We start from the raw sequence: 13,848 nt of genomic DNA on the forward strand, positions 1-13,848 counted from the left end.
ATTGTTCAGCCCATAGAAGGCTGTACCAGAATAGTAATGGCCTAAAACAAACGAACAGACAACGTTTACAGACGTTTACATGAAACGTATCATGAGAGATGTTTTTCATCAGGATGGTGCCTTGATGGATGTAATGCTTTAGCACAAATCCAAAACGAAAAAGCGCGTGGTTCTTTTCGTCCTTGGGGACGATACTGTCGAGTTTGATGATAAGGCCACAGAGAATATGAGGAAGTTCCATTTTTTCGAAAGTCTTCATCCAGATGCGATGTACTTCCTTGGTGCCACGGCTACCGATGGAAATGTTTACGAAGACCGTCCAAAACTTGACCAAGTAAACGAACCGTGGCTATTGGCTATCCAGTCGAGACTCTGGCCAGAGGCAACAGTTCGGAAGACAGCAGAACAAGTCTGGGTGCTTGAGAAGAAGGATGGCGAAATCATCGAATCGTCGTCAAATAGGAATTACCTGGAGAGTATTCAGGCTACATTGGCACCTGGCTGCCGGGTGCGTCGAGAGCGTCAGGCCTTGTACACCCTGCAACGACGGGAAACCAAACTTGTAGCTTGGTTGTCGCAGTTTGGCGTCGTTCCAAATAAATCGCATATCCTTAAATTCCCAAAGAACATTCCGGTAGAACACATTCGCGACTTCGTTCGTGGCGTGATCGACGGTGATGGCTCCATCTGGATTCACAACTATCGCCAAGTTAAGGGCAAGGAAACGGTCTACGAATACCAGTATCCCGGCATCGCAGTATACTCTGCAAGCAAGCCGTTCCTTGAAGAGCTGAAAATCGCGATCGAGAGCCAGATTGAGGGAGAGTTGACGATCTCTATACTCGAGAAAGAAAGCGGTGGGACCAACCTAGTTCCGGAAACGGGGATAGTACATGTGCTTCGGATCGGTAGCTGGTCGGCCTATAAGGTCCTCCGTTGGCTTTACTACTCGCCGGATCTCCTCTGCCTTGAACGCAAACGGTTGGTTGCAGAACAGATCTTTGCTATTTACGCAGATCCCTCCAAGCGCGATGTGGACTCAGTGCGACAAGAGATCGCTGAAGCGCGCGAACTTCGACTACTCAGAATGAGCTACGGATTCATTGCGCAAGCAATGGAGATATCACGTGGTCGTGTGAAGAACCACTGCAAGGGTTTGCCCCAAGTCGATGTTACGCAATTTTTGCCAGGCCGCAGAACAGACCCTCAACTCATTGCAGTTTGTCGTGAACTGAGGGAGAGAGGTTGGAGCTTATATCTGATTTCGGATGAGATCGGAATCCATCATGCAACTATATACGACAACGTGAAGGACATAGACGTAGAAACAATAGTCACCAGAAGTGGTGACGTGGCAGAACGCCAGAATGGGATAGACCTGATCATTGACCTTGCCTATAAAGGTTGGAGCCTGTCTATGATTGTAAAAGAGACGGGGTTCAGCAAAGATAAGGTCAAATACTGGTTGAAAAGGGTTCCGGAGCGAGTGCGATCTGAAGGTTCGCGAAAGGAAGTAACATCCGACATTGTCACACAGATTGAGCAACTCTATGAACAGAAAGTCCCCCGCAAAGAAATCGCGGCAGCAGTCCACCGCTCTGAGGCCACTGTTAAGAAATACATCAGACATTACCGCAAGCGGAAAGCAAAGTCGTAGTCTGTAATAAAGCGATAACTGTACCTTCTTTTTAGGGCGACAATTCGTTGAGCAATAATTCCTGAGCCAGTTTATGGCCGTGAATATCTCCGACTGCGATAAGTCGACCAGATTGTTCTGAACTTGATTTTAACAATATCATCTCTCTTCCGATTTAAAAAGTACTTTTTAAATCAACCAAAATATGTTTTTGACAAAGGACCAATTGAAGGGAAACGAATTCTTACAACATATACAAGATAAAAATATCTCTCGCATAACCGGATACGTAATTCGGTCCTCTCGTCTCGAACACTTTTGTAGCGGTGGCTGGCTCGTGGAAAGTTCAATGCCCTGCAAACTCAGTATGGTGGGATGAAAGCTGAAGAGGCCAAGCGACTGAAGAATCTGGAGCAGGAAAACACCCGACTCAAAAAGCTGCTCGCCGAGGCGGAACTCGATAAAGCGATGCTCAAGGAAATCGCGGAGGGAAACTGGTAAGCCCTTCTCGTAAACGCCAGGCCGTCCAGCATCTGCAGCAGACGTTCGATGTTTCCGAACGCAAAGCCTGCCGGGTGCTGGAGCAGCCGCGTTCCAGTCAGCGCTACCAGGCGGCTCCCTCTGACGATGAAGCCGCTCTGCTGAAGCAGATTCTGAAACTGGTGCGCCAGCATCCCCGTTTCGGGTAACGACGAATCGGCAGAATGTTGCAGGCAGCCGGCTGGAAGGTGAATCCCAAACGCATTTATCGTTTGTGGCGTCGAGAAGGGCTCAAAGTCCCCAGGAAACAGAGGAAAATACGTGCGCTGGGTACGGGGGCGAATGCCTGTCATCGTCATCGACCAGAAAGGAAAAACCACGTGTGGTGCTGTGATTTTATTTTTGATCGGACAGAAAGTGGGACCACGCTCAAGTGGCTCTCCATTTTAGACGAGTATACCAGGGAGTGTCTGGCCTTGAAGGTGGACCGGCACATCACCAGCGAGGATGTGATCAACCAACTGGCTGAACTGTTTCGGACTCACGGCGTGCCGGAGCATTTCCGCAGCGACAACGGCAGTGAGTTCCTGTCCAAGGCGATTCGCAGTTGGCTGAAGCAGATCGGCGTGGGAACGCTGTATATCGAACCGGGCAGCCCCTGGGAGAATGGATACACTGAGAGTTTCCACAGCCGTGTCCGGGACGAATTCATGAACTGTGAGGTGTTTGAAAACCTCAGATCCGCCCGCCGGCAGACAGAGGCCTGGAAGCAACATTACAACGAGGTCCGCCCGCACAGTTCGCTGGGCTACCTCACCCCCAGACAATTTTCGCAGCAGTGTATCTCTTCCAGTCGGACTACGTCCGCCTTCCAGAGAAACACTGCTGTTCCCCAAAAGCTCTCATAACAACTGGTACGGAAGTCAGCACGAATCGAGAGTCCGGATTGCAGACGGTCTGAAAGGGTTTGTCGCCAGAACGCTTCACGGTCCGGGTTCCGCCGTTGGTCGGCACGTTGTGTTGGCTGCGATGCGGGCATCGCTTTCGCTCCTGAATATGTTGATGGTTGAAACACACTCAGAATACTACAGCAGTCAAGGTGTATTTGGTGGGCCGATAACGGACAGACCATCAACGGTTTCACAAAAGCGCGCCTGCCCCTCCGCGACAGACTGCCAGAAAGTCGGCAGGTTTCCTGCCCGTCACGCTTGCAAAGCCCTCACCGGCCACCGTCATGGCCGTAGATCTGCCGGGCGGCATTCGCATTCGATTCGAGATCCCGGCCTGGAATAAGGAGGCCCGCTCATGATGGGTTTGCCCGGCGGCACGCCCAACATCTCGGAAGGACTGACAGTATTCGCTATTCCTGCTGGACATCGCAAGCGGATGCGAACCACGAACATGCTGGAACGCCAGAACAAGGAATTAAAACGGCGCACCAGCAGGCGGGACTGTTTCCCAATGAGTAGTCGCTGCTGAGACTGGTGACCGCGGTCCTGGTGGAACTCAGCGATGACTGGGAAACCGGAATGAAAACCTGACAGTTTAATTCTAATCGCAGAGACCGAGGACCCGGGAATTAACAGAAAGTTTGTTGCTTTATCATCAAAAGTTCTCCTCGTCAAAAGAACGCTAAGAACCTTCATAACATTTGGATCAATTTCTTGAAAAGCAGACCAAACATACCACTTTTAACTGTTACAAATTTAATAGAATCTGTTATTGTGCCCTGATACGTACACTAATCATTTCTGAGACAAGAATTTCTTGGCGAGAATCTAACGCATGCACCATGATGTAATCAACAAAAGTCCCACGTTCTGATAGGGAGTCAGGATTAACAGTAACTACGAATAGTGTTTCATTTCGCTCTGGTGAATATGTGCTTTTTTCAATTGTAAACCAACTGGAAGATGAAGTGCATATGATAGGACTTTCTGAGTCTAATTCTTTTGAATTAAAAACCACATATATTTTCTTTTGTATGGAATCTTTTGCTGTTAAATTAACATATTGAAAATCAAGTACTGTCGGTACAATGTTCATGCCCTCAAGAGCATGTACAACAACGGGAACAACTATTGAAGAATTATTTTGTATGTCTGTCTTGATGGTTACAGTTCCAACCTCTCCAACTGTTGTACCAACCTCTCCTTTCAGTGAAACAATAATTTCAGTTTCCTCACCAGGGGAGAGTTTTTTTTTAATAGCTCGCGCAGAAGTGCAGCCACAGCTCGCTCGAACGCTTAAAATATTGAGTACGCTTTTGGATCTGTTTCGAAATCGAATGGATTTCTCAGAGGTAACACCAATAGTCAATGTATCAAAAGTAAACTGATTTTCGGAGAATTCAAAATTAGAAAGCGTAGCTGAATCCGAACGTGAAATTGAATACACAAGCATACACGATACTAAAGCAATTAAAATATAGCCAACTGATTTACAATAATTAGGTTTGAACATAGAGCCAGATTTCTACAGATAGAATTTTATTGATTACTAAATCAAGTTTTTTTGAATCGAAGAAATAAAAATATGGCAATAAAAAACAGAGTATTCGCTACGATCAAGTATGCAGTCCATCTCGATGAATCAGCAGATTCTTCTATTCTTATCTTACTCGCACTTGATGGTTGATCGAGCTTTACGATCCTGTCTTCCACAGGAAGATAAACTTCATTTTTATTTAGATACACATTTTGCATACCATCGTAATTCAGGGTGAATATCTCCTCATCGATTTTCTGATTCACTTTAATTGACCCTGATTCTACTGTGTAGTTCAGCTCAAACCCGGTCATAAGTTCTGTCTTATCATTTATTTTTATATCGAAATCACCTTGAGTTGCTGAAACAATAATGGGAAACCATAAAGATCCCTGTTCATCTGAAACTTTCAGAAGTTTTTCAACTTTCAAAACAGATATGATCTTGCCATCTGAATCAAGTACCTCCCGCTTCACCGGTAGAAACCCCCTGTCTTTTGCAAGGTAAATGTAAGTTTTAAATCCAGATTTTTTTTTGATAATTATACGTGCGCAATTAAGTAACTCAGTCCCTATTTGAACTTCAGATTGCTCTGCAATCGGATCTGCGATTTCTCTGATCCGGTTCCAAGTCAACGGATTATGTAGGCTTTGCCAAGAAAGAGGGTGTTCTTTCGTTTGGCACCATTTATAGATATATTCAATAGGTGTCCAGCATTGACTGGATTTTAGCATCGAGTTCGAAGGTTCGCGGCTACAAGTCATAATCATGGAAAGGTCTCTTTTATCCTGATATATTTCGCCGTTGAATGCCACAATAACGTTTTCTGTTAATTTTTTACCACCTTTAGTCATCACCTCAAAGGCACTGTCACTTCGTGTCATTATCCCACTAGACCTAAATCTTAAAGGATGGTCATACTTTGAGAATTTGAAGGTGTAATCAAGAGTATTAATTTTCAGTAAATAATTCTCTGCTCCAGTGAGAGCCTGGTGAGATGAATTTGCATCTACACTTGCAGCTGCTGAAGCTATCGAAACACTAAGGAAGATGAACACACACAACCATTCTTTCACAATCACTTCTCAATCCCCAATATGAATAGAATTTTTCTTTATCTGGTATAAAAACCGATGACGAAGAGTGAATAGACAGGCGTTTTTCACAAATATTGCATTAAAATGGTTTCGGCTTGAAACCGTTGGCATAAGAACGACATGTTACGCTGCGTTGATACGGTTCGGCACCAAGGTATTCAGTACGTTCCAGCTTTATTGCTTCGTTGAACAGGACCTGGAGTGCTTGCGACATTTCATCGAATCCATGATCGGCCAGGAGCTGGACAGCGTCGAGAATGATGTTAGATTGTTGTTGGTGGGCCATGGTTGGAGTTCCTTTTCTGTTGTGGAAAACATTAAAAAGAAACCGATCTCGCCCACCCTTTCAAGGGCTCGCCGGAGTTGTGCCTGTTATTTTCGCTACGCTCAAAAAAACAAGCACAACTCCGCCATACAGATAATTTACAGAAGAGATGTTACAGTAACATTTCAGTCAGGGATCGTAGCCCCAAATAATGCCATATAAACAGGCTCTGAATTTTGCTTAAGGATATATTCCTAGAGGATACGCGAAGGCTTCCTAAAAAAGTCCCTATGAAATTCCATCGATAAGTCGGTTAATTCAACAATTGCCCCCGTCTTCAATCTGTGGCGACGAAATACGGCTTAGTTTTGTATGAAATCGTGTGGGCATGGTTAAACATCCTTCCAAGGCACAATATCATGCAAATCTTAGACCAGGTTGTTAACACTTCACTGAGTTATCGGAGCCCCTCTATTAAACTTGTTATTGTGTAAAGATTAACACAAAATAAATTCCAGCAACATGTTCATAGAGAGCCAACCAGTGAATCCGTAAACCCACTAATTGGCAATTTGAAATTCTTTTTAGGAATACACATTTTTAACTAGCAGCTACTGAAGTGATATTTATTCAACAATTTACTAGCTTCCACATTTCACTTCATCGCATCCTCCAATTAGAGTTGCGCCCCCCCCACATGATTCTAGAGCTATAACCGAACCACAAACAACGTCTTCAAAGTCTGGGTCCCAGACTGTATCTAACTCGTCTCCGCAGTAGAAAACGTTTGGATGGTTCCTGGAATGACACCATCCGAATTCATCAGGTGAACTATCAAAACCTCGTATGTTCGTTCGTGGCCTACAGCAAGTACCCATATGATCGTGTGGCCCCCAGGAACCGCAACTAGTAGAATTTCCAACACAATTGTCTAATGCCCATACATTGGCTTTCCCTATCAAGACTCCTAAAAGAACCATGACAAAGACCTTCCCTAGAACTTTCATTTAATAGTCCTCCCCAATATTGAAGTATCAATTTTTACAAACGCATCACATAAGCGCACTGAACGCATAAATTAACCGCTAAGTTTTGCTATCACAGAAAATAAAAATTAGTGATCACCATACTTATTAAGGGCATTACGAACAGTTCATTTGCATACTATTTCAGATACCACTATACACAGTGAATATACAAATAAACAATGTGCAGCAAAATAGCAATACAATTTACAAAAAAAGTCATCTTGCGACGCCCCCAGGAATAGCACCTGTTCCACAGGCCGGGGTTCTTATATTTAGTTTTGCCCCAGCGCGATACCAGTTGGAATGCGAGCGAACAAGGGTTTGACCTTGTCCTCAATTGTATACTCAAAATATGAGTCATCGATTCAGTTCTTTATATGGTAAATGTAGATCGAAAACCCAGCAGTCGCGATCGGTTCGTAGTTCTGGAAATAAATAAATCCGTCTTTAGGCTGGCGCCAACCATACCCTTTCAGGTAATTAACACTAATTGCATACCATCCTGGGGGAGGTTGAAAATTAGGGTCCTGTTTTTCATTAACTGGCGGTAAAGGGTAATTCATACCAATGTGTGTCGGGGCATATTCACCGTAGTAACATATGTTGAGAGGTTGTACTTCCGGGTGTTTCTCAATCCATTCTTTCAAGTACAGTAAATCCTGTCCCCAATCGATATTACTATTGATAAGATGGTTATGCCCCTCCATTGGACCGCCGATAGCTTCATTGAAGTAGGAAAGGCTGTGCGGGTAGATCATCAAACTGCTTCCGATGGCCCAGACGAGACTGAAGGCTGTCACTACAGCAGCAATCTTTTTCTTTTCCGCAAACCACAATGCAGATTGACCCATCCAGATAAAAGAAAACGGGAAGATTAGCAACACATACCGCATGTGATGATTGAAACCGGTTTGAATACTGACAAGCATCAATACAGTTAGTGAAGGAACCGCTAGCATTAGACCATCCAGCCAATGGGAGCTACCTGCTGATCTTTGATAAAAAGCGAGGAGAAATGACAAGGCAAAAATAATCCAGTAACCAAGCGGAACTTTAATTGCTAGTGCATACAGATAGTAATACCACCAGCCATGATCTCGAAATTCACCTCGCAAATAAGACTCCCTGTCAAATTGTTCAAAATCTCTTTTTTGAACATCAATCCCAAGAACGTAGTTTTTGGGAAGTGGAACCGGTATCTCTCCAAGAAAAGAATCAGAAAAACAGTTTATTTTCTTTTTCTTTTCTCGTTGTTCTTCATTTTCATAACCAGCCAGTGAGTTGCTGATAAACTCGAAATGATTGAGTTTTGTAAAAGTGCCTTCAAATCCATAACCAAGATTGAGCAGGTATAATCCTAATAAGAGGATGCAAGCAAGTTGTGCTGTTTGTTTTTTCCACGAAATCGTGTTGTCTGGCTTCTGGGGAATTTGCCAGACCAGCCAGATCAAAGGCCAGAGTCCAAAAAGAATAATCCATGTCATTTTAGTGAGTTCTGCTAGCCCTAAAACGAGACCTGCAATTATGGCGAGTTTCCAGTTTGGCTGGCGTAACCACCGCCAGAAGAAATAGGCCGCAGTGATTCCTAATACAGTCGCTCCACAGTCTGGAGTAAAGAACTGCCCATGCGCCAGTATGTTTGGCGAAAAACACCAGAGAGTTAATGAAAACAGACCAGCCAACTGGCCATATATCTCTTTGGCCCAGAGATAACAGATCAATCCTCCAAGCAGCGAAAATGGAATACAGGCCCATCTGGCTATCGTAAAATACCAAATCGATTTCTCGCCATTCGTTTTAATGAACTGTCTCCCCATGCGAAACACAGGACGGGCTCCAGCAGACTCGGAAAACCCACTCCATTCATATTTTGCAACAGAAGCCAAGACAGGGAGGGTAGCCACCATACGCACTAAAGGCGGATTGACACGATAGAGTTCGAAACGACCAAATTTCCAGTGGCTCACTCCAGCAACTAAGTGAGCCGGCTCATTCAGATTGGGGCTATGCGTTGTGGCGCTCCACGCGAGTAGACTCGCATGAATTGTAAGTAGAATCACAGCAATCCACTTAAAGTGATTTTGCTTCATTGTTGATAATCTTTACTAAGTTGACCTGCCTCCGAGAATAACACCAGCCACAAGACTCAGGGCTATAGTTTTCAATGGCTGTTCTGCCCACCTGTTGGAGCGGAGCGGAAGCAGGCGAGCAGAACAGCTTCGCTTCCGGCACCGGGGCTCTCTATCCCAGGGAACTGTTGGGCTGATGGAGTTTTAATCTCTCCTCCAGCGTTCGAGCAGCAGTTTGGCTTCCCATAAAGTATCCAAGATTTCACCGTTGAGCAATTCATCTCTCAGCTTTCCAATGAAGGATTCGATGTAACTGTTTTCCCAAGAGGCTCCCGGCTCGATATACAACGAGTTGATCTCCAGTTGACTCAGCCAGCGTCGAATCGTTCTGGAGTCAAATTCTGGACCGTTGTCACTCCGGATACACTGCGGCACTCCTCTGGGAGAAAACAACTCGGCCAGAGGAGCAATCACAGCCTGGGTACCATTTCATCTCGTTAAGTTTTACACCACAAATACTAGAGCGCGTCACATTTACCCCTAGGGTCGCTCAATCTAATATACTTATAGCAAACGGCCTTGGAGACGCTATCGTAAAACTGGACACAGTCTAGTGAGCAAATGTTTGCAATCACCAATACTGTACTGTATACTGCTTTTCGGTGTGTTATTTTACCATTTTATTAAGCAGGGTAGATAAGTATTTCAGGCACATAATAACTTATTTCCATTATCAGAGTGACTGAAAATGGCAACCGAGTGGTACTTCAAACAGTCGGATGAAACACTGGGGCCTGTCACCTTCCGTGAGATGGTGGAGATGGTCCGCGAAGAGCAGCTTTTGCCTGAGACCATGGTTCGTCCCCACTATATGGACGAATGGCAGCGAGCTGATTCCGTGGTCGGTCTGTTTCATATGGCACGACGGGATCCCGCCACACTCCCGCCTGTCAAAAATGCTATTAATGAGCCGGATGATAAGTTTGCTGGCGCAGATGATCTGGACGTGTTTCTGGAAGAATCAGATGAGCCTGTGGGAACTGGTGCCGACGTTGTGCAGCAGGAACTTGAACGGCCGGGTTGGCTCAAGCGACTGCTTTCCTTAAGGAACAGCAAAATCCCCCCGGTGCCCATTGATCGTCATCTCGAAGTCAGTGTCGATCTCAGTCGACCTGCCCCGAACAGTTCTGCGATGCCTGGTGCCGAGAGCAAGTCCGAATCAGACACTCTGCCAGAGTCAAACGAACTTGTTGGATCCTTGGATGATGTATCGACGGGCGCGTATTCTGAAGAGACCTGGGCATCGACGGTGAATGCAGCCGTTGAACGGATTGATGCGCGCGCTCCCAAACAAGAAGAGCTTCCACCTCCCCGGCAGATAGTACCCGCGATCAATCTTTCTTTTTTGGAACATCCGGTCTTTCGTAAGATGATTCTTGCGTGCGTACTGGTCCTGTGCGCCAGTGTCGGCATTTACGGCTTTGTCAGCTGGATGGGCCAAGGAAAACTCTACTTTCCACTGATCGGTGAAACCTCTCCCTTACTGTTTCTCGTGTATTCGGCCTGTTCCTTCCTGCTGAGCATCACACTGGTGCCGCTGCTCGTCTATGTTGCTTCGCCTTATCTGCGTCTCGGCTACAAACTGGGAGCCGCCCTTGTGACAGCCAATATTACCGTGTTTTTCCTGCTAAACTGGTCAGAGCAACAGAGCATGATTTTTCCTTCGCGGAAGCCGACTGAAGCGAAATTGATTTTTCCACTCATAGGAGAATGTTCTCATTTTTCTTATTGGATGTACTTTGTGGATGTCGTGATATTTGTCGCAGTTCTAACCTACTTTGCCGCCTGGTGGCTGGAGACTCACGCTGATGAAGTGTGAACGCGCATTTGCTGATAACGTGACGGGAATACCGCCTACAGATTCGTCTCGCCTGAAAAACGGTTATACGATCCTGGAACTGTTGGTTGTCACGGCAGTGATCAGTATTTTAATAGCACTTGCACTCCCGGCAGTGCAGTCAGCACGTAACTCAGCCCGACAAGTGCAATGCTTAAACAACATGAGAAATGTTACGCTGGGAATACTGCAGGCAACGGACAGTGCCAACCGGTTTCCGGCCTGTGGTTATTTTGGTGATGGTACTCCGGGTTCGGGGGGCTCTTATCGCAGTTGGGTTGTCGCAACCCTGCCCTACATCGATCAGGCGACTCTCTATAATAAATGGGATGTCGAAAATAATTATAAAGATCCAGTGAACGCACCGCTGGCAAAAACGCATATCCCCGTCTTAACCTGCCCGGACGATATTTCGGAAGTTCCCGGCCAGGGGAATTTAACCTACGTTGTCAGCAGTGGAGTCGGATTTTCAGCGCAGATTTCTGGTATTCATGATTGCCCCGTTGGTCCTTCCAGTGGAAAACTGGATCTGAATGGAAACGGAATTACCTGTAATTCATCGACTGAAGGAGATGGAACCCCTTCAGATCGGGAACTTTTTTTCCAGATGGGCCTGTTTTTTAATGAAACCTGGAAAGGTGAAATCCGTGCAAAACGACACTATAACATGGCCGGACTTACGGATGGTGCTTCCAATACCATGCTGATTTCAGAAAATATTCGCACAGGTTATAATCCTGCTAATCCGGCCTCCAACTGGGCTTCACCCAATCCTTATCTCACCAGTTTTTATATTGGCAATCCTTGTCGAAATGGAAGCTGTTCTGAGGGAAACGTCGATTACAATCTGGCAAATTCAGGCTCCAGCGCAATCAATGCTGGTATCACTCAGCCTGAAGGGAGTGCCCCTTACCCCAATTCATTACACAAAGGTGGCGTCAACGTTGGCTACTGTGATGGGCACATCCAGTTTCTTTCAGAAAATATCGATGGGAAAGTTTATGCGGCGCTCGCCAGTCCCCAGGGAGCGGCTTTGAGTGGTACCCCGCTGGAACAATAAACCAGATCCTGAAAAGAAACAGTAATTCAACTTTATATTGACAGATGTAATTTATCATGAGCGCTCAGAATCAATTATGTCAAACACTTACTCATACTACAGGAAAGATCCGATCTATGTGTTGATTGTGATACTGGTGATTGCACTTTTTTTTCGGTTGCATTGTATTACAAATATTGCATATTGGTTCGATGAGAGTTTCTGTCTGAAAATGGCAGAATTTTCCTTTGCCGAAATTTGGACGAGAACAACTCAGGATACGCATCCACCATTATATTTTTACCTTCTTAAATCTTGGGGAATGCTATTTGGAACCTCCGTGATTGCGTCGCGGATGCTTAGCGTATCAAGTGGACTGCTCACAGTTATTAGTACATATCTTTTCGTGTATGAGGCTTATCGAGTAGACAACTATCGTACCTCGAAAGAGAACAGCACTGCTGTATTATCGGCCCTTATTGCTGCATTATTTGTCGCTTTGAGTCCGCTCCAGGTGTCCTGGTCTCTTCAGGTCCGCATGTATGCACCAGGCGCTGCATTGACTGCCATTTCAAGTTGGCTTTTAATCAGAGCGATTCGACATGAAATTCATGTAACTCGAAACTGGATTTTATTCACACTTTCTGCCATCGCTTTGGCATACACTCACCATTTCGGGCTTTTTATCCTGCTGGCCCAGTACATTTTCGCTTTCGGCTACCGCTGGATTCAGGCACCCATTGATGAGAATCGAAGTCGGTTCAGGAGAGTGCAGCCGGTCTTGCTGTCAGCTCTTGTGCTGGCATTGGCGTGGTCGCCGTTATTGTTTCGTCTGTTGAGCCAAAGCCAGCAGGTACAAAATCATTTCTGGACGAAACCATTTGACCTGGAATATGTAGGAAAAGTCTTTTATCAGTTCATTGCACCGCCTCGCTGGTCGCCTGCATCAATGGTCATTGGCTTGGGAGTCGCCCAGGCTGTCTTTCTGTCGCTAATTCTGTTGCTGCTCGGACGTCGTCCCACCGATCTCTATCTGTTTATTGCCATCTTTGTCTCATTTCTTGTCACGATAATCTATTCCGTAATGTCTCGGAATATCTTTGTCTCTCGATATTTTCTGTTTGCCCATTTGCTGCTGTTAGTTGCAATTGCAGTTCTGGTTTGTCGCATCCCTTCTATAAAGCTGCGAATTTCTACCTGCATCCTGGTGTCGGGCTTATTGTTGTATTCCTGCTTTCAGAACTACCTGCGACGAAGTGAAATCTCGAAGAAGTATTCAGGAATGTCGGCAGCCATGGCATATTTTGACTCCCAGAAAAAACCGTCTGAGAATCTGCTTGTTTGTAATCCCATTCTGTTCACTTCTGCAATAGCCTACATGCAAAACCGTGAAGGACTGTTTACTTATCATGGTGATGAGAACTACCCGTATTTTTACGGAAACGCGGTAATGCGGGACCAGGATTATTTTTCGCGAGACAGAATCAATAACTGTGATTCGAAATGGATCTGGACACTTGATGTCAATCGTTGGATGCAAGATAGCTGGAGTGTTCCCATGCCGGTTGGATGGAAACAAGTCGGAGAAGCCCGTTTTCAGGAATATTATTGCGAACTTGTCTTTCGCCTGTATGAACATGAAACAGAATAAAACATTAACAAAGAGAATAATCAGATGAATCGACACTACTGCCAAAGTTTTACAAACTCAGGAGCAAATTCCCTCCCAACTTTAGGGCGGTCATATCTGTCTTGTTTTTCGTTAGTGGTCTGTTTGACCTTTTCAGGGGGGGCGTATCTGTTGGGACAAACTTCGCCCCCGCAAAATGCAAAACGCGACTCTGAATCTG

The 13,848-nt window shown here is 45.4% G+C and carries 10 protein-coding genes and 2 pseudogenes; 7 read left to right on the forward strand and 5 right to left on the reverse strand.

What is annotated here, in order from left to right; all coding sequences use genetic code 11:
• The first annotated feature begins 166 nt into the window (after window positions 1–166).
• The 4 genes and pseudogenes from ACN0YH_RS01905 to ACN0YH_RS01920 form a co-directional block, all read left to right on the forward strand.
• On the forward strand, window positions 167–1,657 hold the full coding sequence (locus ACN0YH_RS01905) for a hypothetical protein (RefSeq protein ID WP_417377862.1): 1,491 nt from the start codon (window positions 167–169) through the stop codon (window positions 1,655–1,657).
• Window positions 1,658–2,011: 354 nt separating this feature from the next.
• Window positions 2,012–2,137, forward strand: a complete 126-nt coding sequence (locus ACN0YH_RS01910; protein ID WP_417377863.1) for a hypothetical protein — start codon at window positions 2,012–2,014, stop codon at window positions 2,135–2,137.
• A gap of 194 nt (window positions 2,138–2,331) precedes the next feature.
• Window positions 2,332–3,024: an IS3 family transposase gene (locus ACN0YH_RS01915; RefSeq protein WP_417378205.1), complete on the forward strand. Its 693-nt coding sequence runs from the start codon at window positions 2,332–2,334 to the stop codon at window positions 3,022–3,024.
• A 424-nt stretch (window positions 3,025–3,448) separates the two neighbouring features.
• Window positions 3,449–3,657 (forward strand): annotated as a pseudogene (locus ACN0YH_RS01920) (transposase); the annotation flags it as partial.
• 178 nt (window positions 3,658–3,835) lie between these two features.
• Here ACN0YH_RS01920 and ACN0YH_RS01925 read toward each other — a convergent pair.
• The 5 genes and pseudogenes from ACN0YH_RS01925 to ACN0YH_RS01945 all read right to left on the reverse strand — a co-directional run bounded on the left by ACN0YH_RS01925 (window position 3,836) and on the right by ACN0YH_RS01945 (window position 9,536).
• The gene (locus ACN0YH_RS01925; protein ID WP_417377864.1) at window positions 3,836–4,579 is read right to left on the reverse strand and encodes a DUF1573 domain-containing protein; all 744 of its coding nucleotides are present in this window, start codon (window positions 4,577–4,579) and stop codon (window positions 3,836–3,838) included.
• Between the two features lie 41 nt (window positions 4,580–4,620).
• Window positions 4,621–5,685 carry a hypothetical protein gene (locus ACN0YH_RS01930; RefSeq protein WP_417377865.1) on the reverse strand — a complete coding sequence of 355 codons (1,065 nt, stop codon included), beginning with the start codon at window positions 5,683–5,685 and terminating at the stop codon, window positions 4,621–4,623.
• A gap of 97 nt (window positions 5,686–5,782) precedes the next feature.
• Window positions 5,783–5,986 (reverse strand): annotated as a pseudogene (locus ACN0YH_RS01935) (IS256 family transposase); the annotation flags it as partial.
• A gap of 1,372 nt (window positions 5,987–7,358) precedes the next feature.
• Window positions 7,359–9,083 carry an ArnT family glycosyltransferase gene (locus tag ACN0YH_RS01940; RefSeq protein WP_417377866.1) on the reverse strand — a complete coding sequence of 575 codons (1,725 nt, stop codon included), beginning with the start codon at window positions 9,081–9,083 and terminating at the stop codon, window positions 7,359–7,361.
• A gap of 183 nt (window positions 9,084–9,266) precedes the next feature.
• Window positions 9,267–9,536, reverse strand: coding sequence for an integrase core domain-containing protein (locus ACN0YH_RS01945; RefSeq protein ID WP_417377867.1), 270 nt, complete (start codon window positions 9,534–9,536; stop codon window positions 9,267–9,269).
• Between the two features lie 274 nt (window positions 9,537–9,810).
• Here ACN0YH_RS01945 and ACN0YH_RS01950 point away from each other — a divergent pair, with 274 nt between their 5' ends.
• The 3 genes from ACN0YH_RS01950 (at window position 9,811) to ACN0YH_RS01960 (ending at window position 13,649) form a co-directional block, all read left to right on the forward strand.
• On the forward strand, window positions 9,811–10,941 hold the full coding sequence (locus ACN0YH_RS01950) for a DUF4339 domain-containing protein (RefSeq protein ID WP_417377868.1): 1,131 nt from the start codon (window positions 9,811–9,813) through the stop codon (window positions 10,939–10,941).
• Entirely contained in the window at window positions 10,931–12,019 is a 1,089-nt protein-coding gene (locus ACN0YH_RS01955) for a DUF1559 domain-containing protein (RefSeq protein ID WP_417377869.1), read from the forward strand. The genes ACN0YH_RS01950 and ACN0YH_RS01955 overlap by 11 nt, the downstream gene beginning before the upstream one ends.
• Window positions 12,020–12,230: 211 nt before the next feature.
• Complete coding sequence (locus ACN0YH_RS01960; protein WP_417378206.1) at window positions 12,231–13,649, forward strand: glycosyltransferase family 39 protein; 1,419 nt, start codon at window positions 12,231–12,233, stop codon at window positions 13,647–13,649.
• The last annotated feature ends 199 nt before the right edge of the window (window positions 13,650–13,848 follow it).

The sequence above is a fragment of the Gimesia sp. genome (genome assembly GCF_048262075.1).
Classification (GTDB): Bacteria; Planctomycetota; Planctomycetia; order Planctomycetales; family Planctomycetaceae; genus Gimesia.